General features: G+C 72.1%; 18 protein-coding genes. 9 read left to right on the forward strand and 9 right to left on the reverse strand.

Annotation, left to right across the window (positions count from 1 at the left end; all coding sequences use genetic code 11):
- Window positions 1–163 precede the first annotated feature (163 nt).
- Entirely contained in the window at window positions 164–1105 is a 942-nt protein-coding gene (locus I6A81_RS06620) for an oxidoreductase (RefSeq protein ID WP_203005257.1), read from the forward strand.
- A 348-nt stretch (window positions 1106–1453) separates the two neighbouring features.
- Here the strand turns inward: I6A81_RS06620 and I6A81_RS06625 are convergent, their stop codons facing one another.
- Both I6A81_RS06625 and I6A81_RS06630 read right to left on the reverse strand, forming a co-directional pair.
- Window positions 1454–1765 (reverse strand): antibiotic biosynthesis monooxygenase family protein, encoded by a 312-nt coding sequence (locus I6A81_RS06625; RefSeq protein ID WP_203005256.1) that lies wholly within the window; start codon window positions 1763–1765, stop codon window positions 1454–1456.
- Between the two features lie 99 nt (window positions 1766–1864).
- Complete coding sequence (locus I6A81_RS06630; RefSeq protein ID WP_203005255.1) at window positions 1865–2914, reverse strand: VOC family protein; 1050 nt, start codon at window positions 2912–2914, stop codon at window positions 1865–1867.
- Window positions 2915–2934: 20 nt separating this feature from the next.
- Between I6A81_RS06630 and I6A81_RS06635 the strand changes: the two genes are divergently transcribed.
- Window positions 2935–3342, forward strand: coding sequence for a nuclear transport factor 2 family protein (locus I6A81_RS06635; protein WP_238429833.1), 408 nt, complete (start codon window positions 2935–2937; stop codon window positions 3340–3342).
- Between the two features lie 81 nt (window positions 3343–3423).
- Here I6A81_RS06635 and I6A81_RS06640 read toward each other — a convergent pair whose 3' ends face one another.
- Window positions 3424–3957, reverse strand: coding sequence for a hypothetical protein (locus I6A81_RS06640; RefSeq protein WP_203005253.1), 534 nt, complete (start codon window positions 3955–3957; stop codon window positions 3424–3426).
- A gap of 98 nt (window positions 3958–4055) precedes the next feature.
- Window positions 4056–4439 carry an SHOCT domain-containing protein gene (locus tag I6A81_RS06645; RefSeq protein WP_203005252.1) on the reverse strand — a complete coding sequence of 128 codons (384 nt, stop codon included), beginning with the start codon at window positions 4437–4439 and terminating at the stop codon, window positions 4056–4058.
- Window positions 4440–4611: 172 nt separating this feature from the next.
- Here I6A81_RS06645 and I6A81_RS06650 point away from each other — a divergent pair, with 172 nt between their 5' ends.
- The 3 genes from I6A81_RS06650 (at window position 4612) to I6A81_RS06660 (ending at window position 10226) form a co-directional block, all read left to right on the forward strand.
- Window positions 4612–5703 carry a class I SAM-dependent methyltransferase gene (locus I6A81_RS06650; protein ID WP_307874508.1) on the forward strand — a complete coding sequence of 364 codons (1092 nt, stop codon included), beginning with the start codon at window positions 4612–4614 and terminating at the stop codon, window positions 5701–5703.
- Between the two features lie 556 nt (window positions 5704–6259).
- Window positions 6260–7099 (forward strand): helix-turn-helix transcriptional regulator, encoded by an 840-nt coding sequence (locus I6A81_RS06655; protein ID WP_203006795.1) that lies wholly within the window; start codon window positions 6260–6262, stop codon window positions 7097–7099.
- Between the two features lie 493 nt (window positions 7100–7592).
- A complete protein-coding gene (locus I6A81_RS06660) occupies window positions 7593–10226 on the forward strand; it encodes an MMPL family transporter (protein WP_203006794.1) in 2634 nt (877 codons plus the stop codon).
- Between the two features lie 167 nt (window positions 10227–10393).
- Here the strand turns inward: I6A81_RS06660 and I6A81_RS06665 are convergent, their stop codons facing one another.
- Window positions 10394–11323 carry a TIGR03620 family F420-dependent LLM class oxidoreductase gene (locus I6A81_RS06665; protein WP_203006793.1) on the reverse strand — a complete coding sequence of 310 codons (930 nt, stop codon included), beginning with the start codon at window positions 11321–11323 and terminating at the stop codon, window positions 10394–10396.
- Between the two features lie 132 nt (window positions 11324–11455).
- Here I6A81_RS06665 and I6A81_RS06670 point away from each other — a divergent pair, with 132 nt between their 5' ends.
- Window positions 11456–12061 carry a TetR/AcrR family transcriptional regulator gene (locus I6A81_RS06670; RefSeq protein ID WP_203006792.1) on the forward strand — a complete coding sequence of 202 codons (606 nt, stop codon included), beginning with the start codon at window positions 11456–11458 and terminating at the stop codon, window positions 12059–12061.
- A 119-nt stretch (window positions 12062–12180) separates the two neighbouring features.
- On the opposite strand, the gene I6A81_RS06675 is transcribed toward I6A81_RS06670, so the two are convergent.
- From I6A81_RS06675 to I6A81_RS06685, 3 genes are all read right to left on the reverse strand, one after another.
- Complete coding sequence (locus tag I6A81_RS06675; RefSeq protein ID WP_203006791.1) at window positions 12181–12657, reverse strand: universal stress protein; 477 nt, start codon at window positions 12655–12657, stop codon at window positions 12181–12183.
- Window positions 12658–12844: 187 nt separating this feature from the next.
- Window positions 12845–14080 carry a sensor domain-containing phosphodiesterase gene (locus I6A81_RS06680; protein WP_203006790.1) on the reverse strand — a complete coding sequence of 412 codons (1236 nt, stop codon included), beginning with the start codon at window positions 14078–14080 and terminating at the stop codon, window positions 12845–12847.
- A 125-nt stretch (window positions 14081–14205) separates the two neighbouring features.
- Entirely contained in the window at window positions 14206–14772 is a 567-nt protein-coding gene (locus I6A81_RS06685; RefSeq protein WP_203006789.1) for a TetR/AcrR family transcriptional regulator, read from the reverse strand.
- Window positions 14773–14866: 94 nt separating this feature from the next.
- Here I6A81_RS06685 and I6A81_RS06690 point away from each other — a divergent pair, with 94 nt between their 5' ends.
- Window positions 14867–15805, forward strand: a complete 939-nt coding sequence (locus tag I6A81_RS06690) for an SDR family NAD(P)-dependent oxidoreductase (protein ID WP_203006788.1) — start codon at window positions 14867–14869, stop codon at window positions 15803–15805.
- On the opposite strand, the gene I6A81_RS06695 is transcribed toward I6A81_RS06690, so the two are convergent.
- The gene (locus I6A81_RS06695) at window positions 15802–16365 is read right to left on the reverse strand and encodes a dihydrofolate reductase family protein (protein ID WP_203006787.1); all 564 of its coding nucleotides are present in this window, start codon (window positions 16363–16365) and stop codon (window positions 15802–15804) included. The two genes, I6A81_RS06690 and I6A81_RS06695, sit on opposite strands and share 4 nt — an antisense overlap.
- A gap of 287 nt (window positions 16366–16652) precedes the next feature.
- On the opposite strand from I6A81_RS06695, the gene I6A81_RS06700 reads away from it, so the two are divergent.
- Together I6A81_RS06700 and I6A81_RS06705 are read left to right on the forward strand one after the other, a co-directional pair.
- On the forward strand, window positions 16653–17366 hold the full coding sequence (locus I6A81_RS06700) for an HAD family hydrolase (protein ID WP_203006786.1): 714 nt from the start codon (window positions 16653–16655) through the stop codon (window positions 17364–17366).
- An 81-nt stretch (window positions 17367–17447) separates the two neighbouring features.
- Window positions 17448–17963, forward strand: coding sequence for a nitroreductase family protein (locus I6A81_RS06705; RefSeq protein ID WP_203006785.1), 516 nt, complete (start codon window positions 17448–17450; stop codon window positions 17961–17963).
- Window positions 17964–18114 lie beyond the last annotated feature (151 nt).

Here is an 18114-nt window from a genome sequence, read left to right on the forward strand (position 1 = left end):
AGTTCTGTGCGGCTGTCGCTAGGTGGACGAGCGTGACGCGTGGGCGCGGCCCGCGGGTGTCGGTGTGCCGAGCGCCGAACGGCCCGTGGGCCTCACCCACCGTCGCGACCAACAGGCTGTCGGAGCAGGGCGCAACCCGTCTGCATGGATCGTGGAGGCCGTCATGGTGGGAGTGCCCAGGCAGCGGCGCTGGCGCGCGGACGATGTTCCTGAGCTGAGCGGGCGAACGGCCGTCATCACGGGCGCGAACTCGGGGATCGGCTTCGAGGCCGCCAAGGTGCTCGCCGGACGCGGCGTGACGGTCGTCCTGGCATGCCGCAACCCGGTCAAGGCACAGGCCGCCGTGGACCGCATCCGTGCCGTTGCTCCCGAGGCGGACCTCTCCACGCTGGAGATGGACCTCAACTCGCTCGCCTCGGTTCGCAAGGCCGCCGACGAGCTGCTCGCCAAGCACTCCGTCATCGACCTGCTCATCAACAACGCCGGCGTGATCATGCTGCCGCACGGGCAGACGGAGGACGGCTTCGAGCAGCATTTCGGGATCAACCACCTTGCCCATTTCGCCTTCACCGGGCTCGTGCTGAACGCGGTCCTGGCCGCCGAGGCCGGCCGGGTCGTGACGGTCGGCAGCAACGGGCACCGGATGGGGAAGCTCGACTTCGACGACCTCGCCTTCACGCAGGGTTACAAGCCGCTACGGGGCTACGGCCGGTCGAAGCTCGCGAACCTGCTGTTCGCCTACGAGTTGCAGCGCCGGCTGGAGGCGGCGGGTGTGCCGGCCAGGTCTCTCGCCGCGCATCCCGGCGGCGCGAACACGGACGCCGGCGGTTTCGCCGGCAGCGCGGGCAAGCAGCAGATCAAGAAAGTGATCGACTACATTCCCAATCCCATCGTGCACTCGGCGCACAAGGGCGCCCTGCCCATCCTGCGCGCGGCGGTGGACCCCTCCACGAAGGGCGGCGAGTACTACGGCCCGTCCGGGCTGCTGAAGATGACCGGACGCCCGGTCGTCGTCTCGTCCAACGCCGCGTCGCGTGATCCCAAGACCGCCCAGCGTCTGTGGGAGCTCTCGGAGACGCTGACCGGGGTGACCTACCCGCTCTGAGCCCGCCTTTCGTCTCGCCGTCACCCGGCCGAGACGCGCGGCGCGGACCTGTTCAGCCCCGGCCCGGCGTGCGCCGGACCGGGGCTGCGTTCGCGGTCACACTCCGGCTCGTGGACCTGGCACCGACCTCGCGGCCGGACCGCCGTCGCCGATGACGTGATCGTCTTTCGCGCCCGTCGGTGGTCGTGAGCCGGTCCCGTCGACGCGCTCGGGCGACCCAGGCCGTGATCGCCGGTTGGTGGGCGATGGCGCGGCCGCCGAGAGATCTTGGCGATGGCGCTGGGTGGCGCGGGTCCGCCGCGGATCCCGCGGTCCGTGAAGGATGTCCGGCGTCCCGCGGCGGGCCGCTCAGGAACCGTTCGCCACCGAGCGCTGCACGACCTCGAACTCCAGCAGGGACGAGCCGGACGCCACGGGGCGGGCGCGCTCCCCGGAGTGCGCCTCCATGGCCGGCCCGTTGAGCCACGCCTGGAACGATTCCTCGCTGTCCCAGTGCGTCACCACGAAGTACCGGTTGTCGCCCTTCACCGGCCGCAGCAGTTCGAACGACTGGAAGCCGGGCTGCCCGTCTACCGCGTGCAGCCGGTTGGCGAACCGCTTCTCCAGCTCGGGGCCGGCGCCCTCGGGAATCTCGATGGCATTGATCTTCACGACAGTCACGCTGCCCAGCGTATGACCAGACCCGGATCCGGCGTAGGCCCAGAGGCGGCGGTAGGCGGCGGTGGGCGGCGTCGAGGACGGCGCGCGCCGCGGTGGTGGCTACTCGCCCGGTCGAATCGGATGCCAGCCGCGGTTGGAACCCGCGACGAGGTCAAAGTAGAGCCCGAACTCCGTCAGGCAGGACACCCGGACCGCGCCGTCGGGATCCTCTCGCCTGCCGCCAAGCAGGTGCACGTCGAACCCAAGCACGCTCTCGACGGCGGCGTCGACGTCTTCGACCGCGAGCCCGAGCCGCCACCCGCCCACATCGAGAAGCTGCGGCCAGTCGCGGTTCTGGCCGGGGAATCGTGGTTCGATCAGCTCGATGTTGAGATAGGCGCTTCGCAGCAGCCGAACCTTCGACACCTTCACGCGGGCGTCGACATTGGCATATGCGCCGAAGCCGCTGCCATGCGGGTCGGACACCGGCCCCATGTCGTAGAAGCGTTCGCAGCCGAGCGCGTCCTCGAAGAAGGCGGACGCCTCCTCGATGTCGGCGACGCCGACGCTCACGTGCTCGAAACCGCGGAAGCCAGCCAGCCCCGGACCGGTGGACACGCGCGGCGTCGCGCCGCGGTCCGGCGCGGCCGGGTTCCACAGCCGCCCGTCGAAGTCCGCCATGTAGGCGCGGCCGTTCGGGTACGTCAGGATCTCGAAGTGGAGGCCGAACGACGCCATCCCGTGAATGGCGTAGGAGCCCTCGCCGACCTCGGGCGCGTTCGTGGTCGGTTTCTTCCCCGGACCCAGCACGTACAGGTCCGAGCGCTGAAGGAATTCCAGCGCGGCGTCGATGTCGTCGACATAGCCGGCGAGGTGCCATCCGCCGACGTCGAGCATCATGGGCCACAGCGTGCGCTGCCCAGGATAGGTCGCCTCGAGAAGACGTATGTTCAGGAAAGGTGTACGCAGGAGGCGGGACCGCCGGATCACCGCGCGGACGTCGGCGTTCGCGTGGGCGCGCAGTGTCGAGCGCCTTCGGTCGCTGAGCTCGCCCTCGTCGTCGAGGACCTCAGCCCCGAAGACGGACACCAGGAACGACGACGCCTCTGCCAGGTCGGCGACGGTGCAGGTCAGCTCCTGGATGCCGAGCAGCGAGGCCAGTCCGCCCATGGGCTAGCATCCTAACCGTGATGGCCGGCATGGTTCCCGCCTTCGACGAGGTCGCTCGGCGGCTCGCCTGCGCGGATGTGGTCCTGGAGATCTTCCGAAGTTTCGACGCGCATGACATCGACGGCGCGCTGGAATTCTACGCCGATGACGCCGTGTTCCTCGGGGTCACCGGCAGGGAGGCCATCAAGGAGAAAATGCGTGCGGGCCTGGCGCCCAACGCCGCCCGGCGCAGCCGTCACGTGATCGGTAATCTCCAGGCGTCCGCGCTCGACAGCAGGGTCATGCTGGTGCGCTATACCGCCGTCACCCACACCTTGGACGGCCCCGGGCCCTACCCGCCTCGGTCGGTACTCGACCAGGAACAGGAACACCGCTGTGAACCGGACGGGACGATGCGCGTGATCCGCCACCACATCCTGTGGCCCTAGGATGCGTCCGCCATCGTCGCGCCAGCACGTCGTGCGTGGACGGTGCTTCGGCGGCTGGACGGTTCGACGCGGCTGGAAGCGTCAATGCAGCAGGGCGCGGAGCAGGACCAGGGCAATGCCGAACATGCCGGAGACGAGCCCGTAGGCCAGGGAGGTCCAGGCGCCGCGCCCGCTGTGCCGTCCGGCGATCTCACCCCACAGCACCAGCGCGGCCACGCCGGTCCACATTCCGGCGAGGGCCGCGGTGTGCACCGACGCGCCGGCCGCCGCGGCCAGCAGCACCGCGAGGAGCGGGACGAAGGACGCCGTCACCAGGGACCATTCGTGGGCCATCGTGTCGGCCAGGCGCCGCAGTCCGGCCCGGCGGTTCACGGTCGGCGGCGCGCCGAGGAACTCGGCATATACATGGGCGAGCCAGTACACGACGACCGTGACCAGCTCGGCGTAGATCAGGTCGCGTAGAAGCAGTTGGTACCGCGCCTCCACGGCCAGCACCGAGTCGGCGAGGATCGTTCCGTAGATCGAGCCGACCGGATTGCGGGCGAGCGCCAGCATGGCGGCCCGCCAGCCACGGCGGGAAGCGACCGGCCGGTCGAGACGGACGTCTGCCTCCACACCCGAGGTCTACCCGACCCGCGGAATCCGTGCCGCTCGGCGGGCCCGAACCTCCCGTACCGCGTGCTGACCCGCGCGGTCTGTCGACCGGCGCGCGTTCAGGTCAGGATTCGTGACTTCTCCTGCTGGTACTCCGCGTCGGTGATCTCCCCCTGCTTGCGGAGGTCGGCCAGCTTCGTCAGCTCGTCGGCCACCGCGCGAGACTGCACCGCGGAAGGCCGGAAACCCTGGTAGGCCGCCTCGCGCCGCCTCGCCGCCTCGGTCGACCGCTCGCGCATGCCCTCGCCGCGGAAGGCGAGGTAGAGGAGAACGCCCAGCAGCGGAAGGACGATGACGCCAGCCACCCATCCAGCCTTGCTCCAACCGGACAGATCGCGGCTTTGGAATACATCGGATACCACGACGAAAAGGAGGTACATCCACGCGGCGAACAGGAAGAACCAGAGCATTGTCAAGAAAGCGCCGAGAAACGGGTAATCCATGGACCACGCCACCTCCTTGCGGCTACGACACTCCTTATGGTGCCCACCTCACGGCGTCCTGCACGCCGGATCTCCTACGAGTGGCGTCGTCTCGCGCCAGGACCGTGGCGGAGGTCGCGGCCGACGGACCGCTGAGGACCTCGGTGGCGGCCTGGTCGTACATCATGGTGACGTGGCCGACGAACGAGTGACGGCGCCAGAGTCGCCAGCGATGACGAGCGAGCAGGCCGGCCGCTGGGAGACGGTTCTGGACACGCTCGCCGGGATGCTGCCGCCGGGCGCGGTCCGGGTGCTGGTCGACGGCGCTGGCGGCGAGGACGTGCCGAGGCTGTTCGCGGACCGGCTGGCCGCCTCCGTCAGCGCCGCCGGCCGCCGCGGCCGGCGGGCAGGCGCCGGGCCGACCGCGGGCGCCGGGCCGGCGGGCGGCGCCGGGCCGGCGGCGGGCGGCGACACGCCGGACGGGGCGGCCGGCGCCGGCACGGTCGTCCTGGCGGACGGTCCACGCCGGCGCGCCGACTCGCCCCCCGGCGGCTGGGACGTCGTCGTGTGGCTGCATACCCGGGCCGGCCGCGACGAGGAAGGCGAGCGTGGCGCCGACGTCGTCGTCGACGTGGACGACCCTGCCTGGCCGGTGATCCGGCGGGTCGCGGCCCGGCTGGCCGGCGACGGGAGTTGGTTCGCCCGCGAGACCGATGCCTTCTTCTCCGTGCGCGCGGCCACCTGGGACGCGAAGTTCGGGGACGACCTGCCGGCCTACGCGGCGGCCGTGCGCGCGATGGGGCTGCGCGCCGGCGCGGTCGCGCTGGACGCGGGCTGTGGGACAGGGCGCGCGCTGCCCGCGCTGCGGGACGCCGTCGGGCCGGCTGGCAGGGTGATCGGGCTCGACCTGACCCCGCTGATGCTGCGCGCGGCGCGCGAGGCCGGCCGGGCCGTCGGCGTGACGCTGCTCGTCGCCGACGCGCGCCACCTGTCGGTGGCCAACGGCGCCGTCGACGCGGTGTTCGCCGCCGGGCTGGTGCATCACCTGCCGGACATGGCGGCGGGGCTCGCCGAGCTCGCCAGGATCAGCCGTCCCGGTGGGCGGCTCGCGATCTTTCATCCGTCCGGGCGGGCCGCCCTGGCCGCCCGCCACGGCCGCGCGTTGCGGCCGGACGAGCCGCTCGCGGCCGGGCGTCTCGGACCGATGCTCGCCGCCAGCGGCTGGCACCTCGACAGCTACGACGACGCCGCGCACCGGTTTCTCGCCCTCGCCACCCGCGGGTAGGACCGTCCCGCCCGGGTGGCCGCGACACGCCGGCCTGAGCGCGTCCGGCCCGCCCAACCGGGCGACGGGTGGCCCGCCCCGGCCGCTGGCTGACGTCGAACTCGGGAGTGGACGGACCCGGCTGCTGGGTCTGTCCCGCGCGGTCGGCGGTGATGGCGCTCCGGTGACCCGCGGTAGCGGCAAACGTAGGAGTCACCCTCAGCCGCCCGGTACCCCCGCGAGAGGGTATCAAGACCGGCCTTTTCTGGACTAACGTGCCAAATCCGTACCTTGCATCGTACCCTGCCCGTGGTGAGGGGCCGTTTTAGGAAACGGAGGAACTTCTGGTAGCGATGCCGCCGGTAGAAGCCAGCACCAGCAGGCCGCGAGCCGTTCTTCAGGGGGTTGACGGAGCGTGCGTACTGGTGGCGGTGACTGGGGTGGCGCGGGATGCGGCACCGGTGTGCCGCGACGTCCGCCAGACCATCCCGGCGAGTGCCGCCGGGCTGTTCTTTGGCCGTCGAGATCCCAGGCAGTTGAGGGCGAACCGTGGAGGGGGATTGTCGAGGAGGTATTGATGACATCAAAGCCATGCGACGATACCCAGGCTGACGAGTTCCTCATCCGGATCACGTCCAGCTTGCGGGAACGTACCGGGGCCGATCTTGCTCTCGCGGGGGTCGTCTATCCGCGCACCGGCAAGCTGGCCCTTCGCTGCGCCACCGGCATGCGGACCGACGGGCTTCCAGGGAGAACCGCTCCGCTGGATCAGACCCTGGCCGGCCGGGTGGTCGCCGCCGGCCGGCATGTGCTCGTCGAGAACGACGGCAAGCGGGCGCGGATCGGTACCCGTGGGCCCGCCTGGGGGGACTGCGGCGAGGATGTCCGCTCTCTGCTCGCGGTACCGCTGCGCCTGGACGGGCGCGTGCTGTTCGTGCTGTATCTGGGGACGCGGTCCGACAAGGCGATCGGCGCCGCGACGACCAGGACGGCGCTTTCCTTCGTCAGCCGCTTGGAGGACTTCGTGACCCAGGCCGCGAGGGCGTACGAGATCGACGCGCCGCAGCGGTGCGTCATGGACATAAGGACGCTGCGCCAGATCGACGGCGAGCTGGAGAAACTCGCGAAGGGGGTCACCGTCCCGCATGACCGGGCGAGGATCGCCGCGATTCGGAGCCTGCTCGAAGACGGCGTCCTGGCGTCGTCGGCCCAGGAGCCGGCGTTCGCCCTGACCCGGCGTGAGCTGGACGTTCTCGGGCTGGTGGCCGAAGGACTCTCGAACGCGGAGACGGCGGAACAGCTCGCGGTGAGCCCGGAGACCGTCAAGGCCTATCTGCGCAATATCCGGAGCAAGCTGGGAGTACGGAACCGGACGGCGGCGGTGAGCGTCGCCCGGCGGTATGGCCTGCTGTGGTGACCTGGCCGGGCCCGGGGACCCGTCGTCGCGCGCGGGGGCTGCCCGCGACGGGATCCACGACCGGGCTCGCCTCGCGGGACGCCGAGCATCCACTCGCTGATCATTTTGCGAGCCGCCTCGGCTGTTCCGTTCGTCGTGGCGGCCCGGCGGGCGCGGCGTTGGCCGGTGACCGGGGTCGGCTCGGCGGGGCCCAACGAAACGTGGTGGTCGAGCCGGAGTGGCTGGCCACTGTTGCTAACGCGATGTAGCTCCTTGTGGGCCTGGGGTCGCCAGATTTCCCGAGGCTCCATTTGATCGCTACTTCAAGTAATGGGCAAAGTTGATATCGCATAAATTGACGAAACGCTACCGTGTCGTCGTCCGATCCCGATGATCATGTCCAAACGTAAGTCGGAAGGGGGCCGATCGTGGCGTCGGCGGATGAGCGGCGGTCGTGGCCGGGGGAGCACTTATGTCGCGACTGACCTCTTGGTGCTGCGCCCATCACCGTCTGGTGGCCGCGCTGTGGCTGCTGGTCGTCGTCGCGGCGGTGGTGGCCGCGCTGGGCTCCGACGCGCGGGTGCGCTCCCGGGTCGGGCCGGCGACGACGGAGTCCCAGCGGGCGACGGACCTCGTTCCCACGGTGATGCCGGACGGGAAGCTCCCGGACACCGAGACCGTCGTCGTGCACCTGCCGAACGGCGACCTGCGCGCCCCGGCCGAGCGCGCGCGCGTCGAGGCGCTCGTGAAGAGACTCGGCGAGGTGCCCGGGGTGGGCGCCGCGCTGAGTCCCTACGGCCCCGGCGCCGACCTGGCGGTGGGGGCCAACCCGATCAGCGCCGACGGCGACACCGTACTCGTGGCGGTCCTGATGAAGGCGTCGGCGCTCGCCCCCGACCTGGCCGCCGTGCGGGAACTGGAGCAGGCCGCCCAGACGTACGCGACCGCCGGCATGCGCGTCGAGCTGATGGGCCCGGGCATCACCACCGACGTCCAGGGGAAGATCGCCATTCTCCCGCTGGCCCTGGGTGGCCTGGTGGCGCTCCTCATCCTGCGCCTGGCGCTCGGGACTCCCTCCGCCATGATCGCCGCGGCGTCGCCGGTCATCGTGACGACGCTGGTCGGCCTCGTGCTGGTCGGTCTCGTCTCCCGGGCCCGGCCCATCTCGCCGCTCGCGCCGGTGCTCGCGCTGCTGCTGGGCCTCGTCGTCAGCCTCGGTGCCGGCATCGTGGTGGTGCACCGCGCCCAGCTCGCGATGCGCGAGGGCCTCGACCCGCGGGCCGCCGTGGTGCGCGCGATGGGCTGGGCGGGGCGAGCGGCGGTGCTCGGCGCGGGCTGTCTCTGCGTCGTCGCGCTCGTGGCCTGGGCCAGCGACCTCGCCGGCTTCGCCGAGTACGCGCCGGCGGTGTTCGTCGTGGCGGCGGTGGCCGCGCTCGCGCTGGCCACCATAATGCCGGCGGCCCTCGCCCTCGGCGCGAACCACCTGCTGCCCTGGTCGGAAAGGACCCTGGTGCGGCGTACCGGCAGCGGGCCACCCCGCCGGGCCGGGCTGCGCTCCTGGTGGGCACGGCAGGTCGGCCGGTATCCGCGGCCGATCGCGATCGCCGCGGGGGTGCTGCTGGCCGTCCTGGTGGTGCCCGCCCTCAGCCTGCGCCTAGGGGCCAGCGACGCCGGCGTCGACCCGACGTCCACCACCACGCGCCGGGCCTACGATCTGATCAGCCAGGAGTACGGCCCTGGCCTGACGGGACCGATGCTGATCGTCGCGCAGAACACCTCCGCCGCCGGGCCGGACGCGGCGGCGCGGCTCGCCGAGGCCATCGACGCCACCCCCGGGGTGGCCTCCGCGCAGCTCGTGCTCGACCGCCCGGACGCGGGCCTCGCGCTGCTGCGCGCCATACCCGACAGCGAGCCACGCTCGCAGGCCATGTCCGACCTGCTCGACCGGCTGCGCACCCAGACGGTTCCCAAGATCGTCGGGGACACGGATCTGCGTGTCCACATCGGCGGTCAGTCCGCGCTGTTCCTGGACACGGCCGACGATCTCGCCGGCGCGCTGCCGGTGTTCATCGGGCTGGTCGGTCTCGTCGTCGGTCTCGCCGCCCTTGTCCTGGCCCGGTCGTTGCTCGTGGCCGCCGCGATCGCCGTGGCCGAGCTGGTGGCGCTGGGGGCGGCCCTTGGCATCGTCAGCCTGTTCACCCGCATCGACTGGTTGGCGGCCCTCCTCAACGTGCGTACCGGGCCCTTCGAGCCGTTCGCGGTCGCGTTCATGGTCTTCGCCGCCTTCGGCCTCACGGTCGGCATGCACCTGGGCCTGCTGAGCAGGCTGGGCGAGGCCCGGTCGGCGGCCAGGCTCGACGCTCTGCGGGATCGCGCGGAACAGACAGTGCCCCTGAAATGGCCGCCGGACCGCGAGCTCCGGCCGGCGCTCCGCCCCGCGTACCGGTCCGCCCTCACGGCCGAGGCGGAATCCCAACGGCACAGGGAGCTCGTCCGCGCGGGCCATGCCGACGCCGCGGCGATCACGCTCACCATCAGCGTGATCCTGTTTCCGTTGTTCCTGGCGGTCGCGGCGCAGCAACAGCGGATGTTCGCGGTGTTCGGGGCGGGGCTGGCCCTCGCGGTCGCCGTTGACGCCCTCGTGCTCCGAGGAGCGCTGCTACCGGGCCTGCTCCACTTCATCTCCATCCCGACCACGCCCCCGCCGGGGACCCGACCGCTGCATTCCGCCCGGGCCGCCGAGTCCCGCCGGCCCACCGCGCGACGGGACTCGGCGCGGTCGGACTCCACGCGGCCGGGTTCCACGCGACCTGGAACCTCCAGGCGGGCCCGCCCGCTCGCGCCCATCGACGTCGCCGAACGCCTGGCCGACGCCGCGGTACGCGAGCTCAAGGAGGAGACCGGGCTCGACGTCGAGGTGGTCCGCATCGTCGGGCTCTACCGCGATCCACACCACGTCATCGCCTACGGCGACGGAGAACTCACCCAGGAGTTCTCCGTTCGCTTCGAAACCCGCGTCGTCGAGCAGGACCCGCCGCCCACCGGCGGTGACGACCAGGAACCGGTTCCCGTGCCCAACCCGACGGGGCCGCACTCGATATCCGCCCCACAGACCGGCTATGCGTCGAGCACGGCCTGGGAGAGGTGACCGACGCCGTCCACCCGTCCGGCTACCTCCCACGGATGGTGGGGTTCTCCAGGGCGGCGGGCTGCTTCCTGTTCCTCGACGGTCGCGTGCGTCCCGCGGCCTGGCGCGGTGGGGTACGTGACGGGGCAGCGGGCCGCGAGGGGACGGGCGCAGGGGCGGGAGCCGGACTATGGCGTGGGCGCGAGGTCGCGTAGCGCCGGCGCGAGCTCCCGCCATTCGCGGTCCGGCAGCGCGGCGGGGTCGGCGGTGAGGACCTGGATGCACACGTGGTCCGCGCCCGCGTCGAAATGCTGGCGCACCCGGTCACGGATCACGTCGGCGTCCCCATGGGCGACGATCGCGTCGACCAGCCGACGGCTCGGGCCACCCACGATGTCGTCGTCGCCGAAGCCCAGCCGCCGGACGTTCGCCTGCTGGTGCGGGGCCAGGGCGACGTACATGGCGACGTGCTCCGTGGCGACCTCGCGGGCGCGGTCGGCGTCGGTATCCAGCACGACCGCCTGCTCGACGCCGAGGAACGCCTCGGGACCCATGATCTCGCGTGCCCACCGGGTGTGCTCGACGGGCACGAAGTACGGGTGCGCGCCCCAGGTTCGCTCGGCCGCCAGCGACAGCATCTTCGGGCCGAGCGCCGCCAGGACCCGGCGCACGGCCGACTCCGGCGGCGGGCTGTGCACGGGGACGGCGTCCATGGCCGCCAGGTAGCTGCCCATGGTCGATACCGCCTTGCCCAGGGCGGGTATGGGGTAGCCGTCCAGGTGGTGGATGGTGTCGTCGACCCGGTGGCCGCCGAGGCCGAGAAGGTAGCGTCCCGGGAACGCCTCGCCCAGCGCGCGGGCCGCGGTCGCCAGGGCGACGGGGTCGCGGAACGCGATGTTCGCGATGCCGGACGCGACGGTGACGCGCCGGGTGGCCGACAGGAGGAGCCACGCCTGGCCCACCGCGTCGCGGCCGAATGCCTCTCCGTACCAGATGGCGCCGTAGCCCAGCTCCTCGATCTGGGAGGCGGCCTCCCGTACCCGGCCGGCGGGCTGGCCGTCGAAGGCGGACGTCCAGACGCCTACCTGGCCGAGCCCGTGTCCCGTGTCTCCGGTCATCGTGATCCTTCGGTCCTCGCGTAATACGGACAGGCTGTCCGCTTGTTCGGCCACGATACGGACAGCCTGTCCGGTTGTCTATCCGGGTAACCTGTCCGGTTGTCGACCCGGGCAGGGTGGAGAGGGGGAGCGATGGCCTCGGCCGGACAGGCTCCCGCGCAGCGCCTCCAGCGCACCGACGCCCGGCGCAACCGGCAGCGGCTGCTCGCCGTCGCGCGCGAGGCCTTCGACGAGGCCGGGCCCGACGCGTCCCTCGTCGAGATCGCCCGCCGGGCCGGGGTCGGGCAGGGCACCCTCTACCGGCACTTCCCGACCCGAACAGCCCTCGTGCGAGCCGTGCTCGCCGACCGGATCGAGACGCTGTGCCGGCAGGCGGCGGAACTGGCGGCCACCCATGGCGCGGACGACGCGCTGGCCGCCTGGCTGCGGCTGTTCCTCACCCACGCGCGGGTCAACCAGGGCCTGGCCGGCGCGTTCATGACCGAGGGACCCGAGGCGGTCGGGGTCGACTGCCACCAGACGATCCTGGGTACCGCGGCCGATCTCCTCGGCCGAGCTCAGCGGACAGGGACGGCCCGCCCCGACCTGAGCCCGGACGACCTCATCCAGCTCGTCGTCGGGATCGCCCTGGCCACCGCCCGCGGCGACGACGCCGACCAGGCCGACCGGCTGCTCGCGCTCGCCCTCGACGCGGTCGGGAAGAAGCCCGCCGACGGCGGCGGGCCGCCGCGGCCATAGGGCGGGCGGATCCCGCCGGCCCGGCCGGCCGGCGGCTTCGACCGCGTCTCTCAGCCGCGTCCCTCAGCCGTGTCCTTCGACCGTGCCCGCTCGTCGCCGTGCCCGCTCCTCGCCGTGGCCTACCCCTGCGCGCGCTCGTCGTGGCCGGGCCCGTCGGCGGGGCGGCGGACGACGAGCACGGGGCACGTCGCGTGGTGGATCACGGCCGTGCTCACGGAGCCGAGCAGCGCACCGACGAGGCCGCCGTGTCCCCGCGACCCGACTACCAGGAGATCGGCCTCCTTGCCCGCGTCGGTGAGGACCTTGGCCGCGGTGCCCTGGCGGATCTCGGCGCGCACGCCGTCCGGCGGACTGTCGCCGAACACGGCGGTCAGCGCCTGCCGCAGGCCCTCGCGGGCGGCCTCCTCCACGATGCCGGCGTCCAGGGGGATCGCCGGCAGGTAGGGGCCGGTGTAGGGCGGCTGCCAGGCCAGCAGCACGAGGAGCTCGGCGCCGCGCAGCTCGGCCTCGCTCGCGGCCCAGCGCAGGGCGTCGAGCGAGCCTTCCGAGCCGTCGGTGCCGGCGACGATCCGCCGCACCTCGGTGCCACTGGTCATGATGTTCCTCCCTGGTGGGCCGCGGTGGCGCCCTGCCCACTGAACGCTCCGTCTACTGAAGAGGCCTACAGAAGAGCTAACCCCGCCGGGATCCGGCCAAACCGGGACCGGTGGCCCATCAGCGTGGGCCCTTCGCGCCGCCCATGACCCGTCGCGCGGTCGGTCTGTCGCGCGCCGCCGCCGACCGTTATCCGCCGCCGACGACCGCGCCCGGCCGAGCCCCGGCCGGCAACGGCAACGGATCGGGCTCACCCAGATAGAAGCCCTGCGCCTGGTGGACGCCGATCTCGATGAGCAGGCGCAGCTCACCGGGCGTCTCCACGCCCTCGGCGAGCACCAGGCTGCCGATGTCCTCCGCGAAGTGGACCAGCGCCGCCGCCAGCGCCCGGCTGGCGGGATCCGACTCGAGGCGGCCGGTCAGGCAGCGGTCCATCTTGATGCAGTCGGGGTGGAGCTCAAGCAACTGGTGCAACCCGGCGTAGCCGGCCCCGACGTCGTCGACGGCGGTGCGTGCCCCCTCGCGGCGCAGCGCGTCGAGGGCGAGGACGGTGGCCGGATAGTCGTCGATCCGGTCGTGCTCGGTGACCTCGACGATGATCCGCTCCGCGGGGACCTGCCGGAGCAGATCGTGAAGGCCGTGGGAGACGACCGTCGCCGGGGAGGCGTTCACCGCGAGCACCTGGCCATCCGGCAGCAGAGGGAGCGCGCGAAACGCGTTCCTGATCGCGGCCAGCTCCAGGTCGACGCCGAGACCGACCGAGGCCGCGTCACGGAACCACTGCTCCGGACCGCCGGTGCCGGCCGGGAACCGGGCCAGCGCCTCGCCGCAGATCACCCTGAGCCCGGGCAGCTCGACGATGGGCTGGACGACCATGGCCGGGCCGCCGGAGTCGAGCAGCCCGCTGACGCGCCGCCAGATCTCGTCCCGGTCCCGCCACTCCAGGTTGGAGTCCCACAAGCAGTCGGCGAGCACATTCGCGAGCAGGGTCAGGAAGCCGGCGTCGCGGTCCCGCAGGTCGGGCTCGGGCCGCCGGCTGAGGCAGCCGAGCAGCCCGTAGAGAGTGCCGTCCCGGAGCACCACCGGCACCCCGATGTAACTGCCGATGCCGATCTGCCTGATGACCTCGAGGTCGGCCGTCCTGGTCTCGTCCTGGACGCTCCTGATCACCCGCGGCGCGCGTTGCGCCATGACCCGGCCACAGACGGTGCCCTCGACGCAGCTGATGAGGCCGGGGCTGAGCCCGAACGCGTCGGCCTCGCCGTCGACCTGCTCGACGGCGACCATGTTCCCGACCCGCCGGGCGAGCCAGCTGAGCTCCATGCCCAGCCGGTGCCGGGCGACGGAGAGCAGCCCGACTACCATCCCTTCGGCATCCGGGATCTCGCCTGGGCCGGGGATGCGGCGCCGCTGAGGATGCGCCATGACCACAAAGTACGCCGCCGGTCCGGTTACCGCATGTCCGGGGAGCGGCTACCGAAGGTGGTGAGTGGTGCTGTCGGCCGGATGCCGGTGACCGTTGGCACCGGCGGCGGTGAGGCGGCCGAAGCTCAGGGGCGGACGCGCAGCGCGTCCGCCAGGAGGTCGAGCAGGCGGCCGGCCTGGTCGCGGTCTCCCCGGTCGGCGGTCGCGAGGGACAGGCCGCTCAGCCCGACCAGCACGTCGTCCGGCGTCACGTCCGGACGCAGGGAGCCGGCCGACGCGCCGGCCGCCAGCAGCGTCGCGACGGCCGTGGTCAGTCGGTCGCGGCTGTGCGCGAACGGGTCGCCGCCGGACGCGATGAGCGCGCGCAACGCGTCGGCCAGGCCGCGCTTGGTGGCCAGGTAGTCGACGAAACGGTCCATCCAGGCTCGGAGGGCCAGATCCGGTGGCATGGCGTCGAGCAGGTCGTCGACGGAGTCGGCCAGCCGGTCGAGCTCGTTGCGGTAGGCCGCGTCGATCAGCGCCTCGCGGGTCGGGAAGTGGCGGTACAGCGTGCCGATGCCCACGCCCGCCGCCTTCGCGATCGCCTCGAGTGGGACGTCCGGCCCATCGCGGGAGAACTCGCGGACGGCGACCTCCAGCAACCGTTCCCGGTTGCGCCGCGCGTCGGCGCGCAGCGGCCGCGTGGCCGTCATCACACCTCCCGAGGAATGAAGCGGAGGAGCCTCCGGTTACCTCTGCTGGAGAGACCGGAGGAACCTCCGGTTAACGGTACCGAGAGGAAGCCCCATGAACGACCGGATCATCACGCCGTTCTCCGCCGAGTCGACCGCTGACGAGGTGATCAAGGGTATCGACCTCGCCGGCCGCCGCGTGGTCGTCACGGGCGCGGCCTCGGGCATCGGCGTCGAGACGGCGCGCGTGCTGGCCGGCGCCGGCGCCGAGGTGACACTCGCCGTCCGCGACGTCGGGGCGGGCGACCGGGTCGCCGCCGACATCACGGCCGCCACCGGCAACAAGCAGGTGCTGGTCGATCGGCTCGACCTCGCGGACCAGGCGTCGGTGTCGGCGTTCGCCGCCCAGTGGGACGGCCCGCTGGACATCCTGATCAACAACGCCGGCATCATGGCCTCGCCGCTGATGCGCACTCCCGAGGGCTGGGAGATGCAGTTCGCGACCAACCACCTGGGCCACTTCGCCCTCACCACCGGCCTTCGGAGCGCGCTGGCCGCCGCCGGCGGCGCGCGCGTCGTGTCCGTCAGCTCGAGCGCGCATCACCGCTCTCCCGTGGTGTTCGACGACATCCACTTCCTGCGCCGCCCATATGACCCGTTCGAGGCCTACGGGCAGTCCAAGACGGCCAACGTGCTGTTCGCCGTTGAGGCCAGCAAGCGGTGGGCCGCTGACGGGATCACGGTCAATGCCCTGATGCCTGGTGGCATTCGCACCAACCTGCAGCGCTATGTGCCCGACGAAGTGCTCGAGCAGCTGCGGGTCGCGGCGGGCGGCGGCGGCCTGAAGTGGAAGACCCCCGAGCAGGGGGCCGCCACCTCGGTTCTCGTCGCGACCTCACCGCTGCTCGACGGCGTCGGCGGCCGCTACTTCGAGGACTGCAACGAGGCCGAGGTCGGCGTGCTCAGCGCCCGCAACGGCGTCGCCCCGTTCGCCCTCGACCCCGACGCCGCCGCCCGCCTGTGGGACGTCTCCCTCACCACCCTGGCCGGCTAGCGGACGACCTCGAAGACCTGCTTCTGGATGCCGTTGGCGTAGGCGTCGTGCTCCACCAGCTTCAGCATCGTCTTGTCCTTGTCAGCCGCGCTGAACAGCCGCTTCCCGGCGCCCAGCAGGACCGGGAACATCAGCAGGTGGTAGCGGTCGACGAGTCCGGCGTCGGCCAGGCTCCTGGCCAGTGTCGCGCTTCCATGCACCGCGATCGGGCCGCCCTCGGTCTCCTTCAGCGCCGCGACCTCGTCGAGCGAGCGCAGGATCGTCGCCGGCCAGCGCGGATCGGCCTCGGCGAGAGTGGTGGACACGACGTACCGCGGCATCGCGTTGTAGCCCGCGAACTCCGTCATCGTGGGCCAGATCGGAGCGAACGCCTCATAACTGGTTCGACCCAGCAGCAATGCCGTGGTCTCCTCCTGCTCCCGGCCCTTGAGCTCATAGGCGGCAGGGTCGAAGTCGATGTCCTTGAAGGTCCAGCCGGTGTTCCGGTACCCCGTCTCCCCGCCGGGCGCCTCCACGACACCGTCGAGGGACACGAAGGCGGTCACGATCAGGGTGCGCATCTTGGCTCTCCTCTGCTGCGCCGCGGGCGTTCCGCCGCGCTGTGGTCGCGGACCCGCGCTCGGCTCCGGGTAGTCACAGATCAGACCGGCCGACACCCGGGAACTCATCGCCGGCGGTGAACCCGGCAGTCAGCCTAATGATCCGCCAGGTCCACTCGACGCGGGCCGGCGCGGTCCGCCCGACGGCGTCCAGCGGAGCGTCGGCCGGAGTGGCCAAAACGGTGACGGGCGCGCGTGACGGGGCAAATCCGGTCGACGAGGCGATCCATGTCTGTTCAGATCGGGACGTGGATTCGGGCAAGCTGGCGCCTGGGGCGCGGTTGACGTTGGTGTTCGACGCGGACGACACACTGTGGGAGAACAACGTCCGCTTCGAACGGGTGATCGCCGACTACCTGGAGTGGCTCGCGCATCCCACACTGGACCGGGCGGCGCTGTACGCGATGCTGATGGACATCGAGGCCGCGAACGCCGTCGTCCATGGCTACGGCAGCAAGGTGTTCCTGCGCAGCCTGCACGACCTGTTCGAACGGCTGCGGGAGCGGCCGGTCGACGCCCGGGAGCGCCGCGAGATCGACGAGCTCGCGGCCGCGCTGGCCGACCACCGCGTCGAGCTGATGCCGGGAGTCGCCGAGACACTGCGCGCGCTCGGGGAGCGCCACCAGCTCGCGCTGCTGACCAAGGGCGCGCCGGAGGAGCAGCAGGGCAAGATCGACGCGTCGGGACTTGCCGGGTACTTCCACCTCGGCACCCACATCGTGTGGGAGAAGGACGTCGATGCCTACCGAGGGCTCGCCGACCAGCTGGGTCTGGAGCCGGCGACGACCTGGATGATCGGGAACTCCGCGAAGTCGGACATCCTGCCCGCTCGCGGCGCCGGCTGGCGGGCGGTGCACATCCCGAACGAGAACGGCTGGGCGCTGGAGCACGCGGACCTCGACCCCGCCGACGCGGGCGTGCTGCGGCTGCCCTCCTTCACCGACCTCCTGCGTCACTTCTGACGACGGCGGTCCCGCGAATCGCCCGCGGTTTCGGGCGTCAAACGACCGGCCCGGCGCGCACGCGTGGCTAGGGTTCCTGGCGTGGAGACCTGGGACGCCATCCGGGCGCGCCGTAATGTCCGCGTCTACCAGGACCGGGCGATTCCCGCCGAGGACCTCGACAGGGTCCTGGAGGCCGGCCGGCGCGCGCCGTCGGCCTCGAACCGGCAACGGTGGGACTTCGTGCTGGTCACGGACCGCGGGAAGCTCGTCGACCTGTCCACGGTCTGGCAGGGCGCGCGGCATCTCGCGGGAGCCGCGGCGGCGGTCGTGCTGGTCATCCCGGAGCCGGAGAGCGACCGGTTCCGGGTGATGGACCAGTTCGACCTCGGCCAGGCGACCATGATGATGATGCTCGCCGCGACCGACCTGGGCATCGGGACCGGCCACTCGGCCGTCGGCGACCAGGACGAGTGCCGGCGGCTCCTCGGAGTCCCGCCGACGCACCAGTGCGCCCACATGATCGCGCTTGGTTATCCGTCCGAGCGACCGCTCGCCCCGCTCTCCCGCCCCGACCGCCGCCCGTTCGACGAGGTCGTCCACCGCGGCCACTGGTAGCCCGGCGGGCCAGGGCCGGGCGTCGCCCGGCGAGCCCACGGCACCCGGCGAGCCCACGTCGCCGACGGAGCTGACCGCCAACGTCCGCCCACTCGCATGATCACCGATAGTGCCCCGGCGGGGTCGTGAACAGGATCCTGTTCACGACCCC

This window comes from Frankia nepalensis (assembly GCF_016786325.1).
Lineage (GTDB): Bacteria > Actinomycetota > Actinomycetes > Frankiales > Frankiaceae > Pseudofrankia > Pseudofrankia nepalensis.

Bases quoted from the DNA above. Each gene is read 5' to 3' on its own strand.
- I6A81_RS06675 (WP_203006791.1), bottom strand. From the start codon at position 12,657: ATGACCAGTGGCACCGAGGTGCGGCGGATCGTCGCCGGCACCGACGGC.
- I6A81_RS06655 (WP_203006795.1), top strand. From the start codon at position 6,260: ATGACATCAAAGCCATGCGACGATACCCAGGCTGACGAGTTCCTCATC.
- I6A81_RS06665 (WP_203006793.1), bottom strand. From the start codon at position 11,323: ATGACCGGAGACACGGGACACGGGCTCGGCCAGGTAGGCGTCTGGACG.
- I6A81_RS06670 (WP_203006792.1), top strand. From the start codon at position 11,456: ATGGCCTCGGCCGGACAGGCTCCCGCGCAGCGCCTCCAGCGCACCGAC.
- I6A81_RS06690 (WP_203006788.1), top strand. From the start codon at position 14,867: ATGAACGACCGGATCATCACGCCGTTCTCCGCCGAGTCGACCGCTGAC.
- I6A81_RS06635 (WP_238429833.1), top strand. From the start codon at position 2,935: ATGGCCGGCATGGTTCCCGCCTTCGACGAGGTCGCTCGGCGGCTCGCC.
- I6A81_RS06630 (WP_203005255.1), bottom strand. From the start codon at position 2,914: ATGGGCGGACTGGCCTCGCTGCTCGGCATCCAGGAGCTGACCTGCACC.
- I6A81_RS06620 (WP_203005257.1), top strand. From the start codon at position 164: ATGGTGGGAGTGCCCAGGCAGCGGCGCTGGCGCGCGGACGATGTTCCT.
- I6A81_RS06685 (WP_203006789.1), bottom strand. From the start codon at position 14,772: ATGACGGCCACGCGGCCGCTGCGCGCCGACGCGCGGCGCAACCGGGAA.
- I6A81_RS06680 (WP_203006790.1), bottom strand. From the start codon at position 14,080: ATGGCGCATCCTCAGCGGCGCCGCATCCCCGGCCCAGGCGAGATCCCG.
- I6A81_RS06645 (WP_203005252.1), bottom strand. From the start codon at position 4,439: ATGGATTACCCGTTTCTCGGCGCTTTCTTGACAATGCTCTGGTTCTTC.
- I6A81_RS06695 (WP_203006787.1), bottom strand. From the start codon at position 16,365: ATGCGCACCCTGATCGTGACCGCCTTCGTGTCCCTCGACGGTGTCGTG.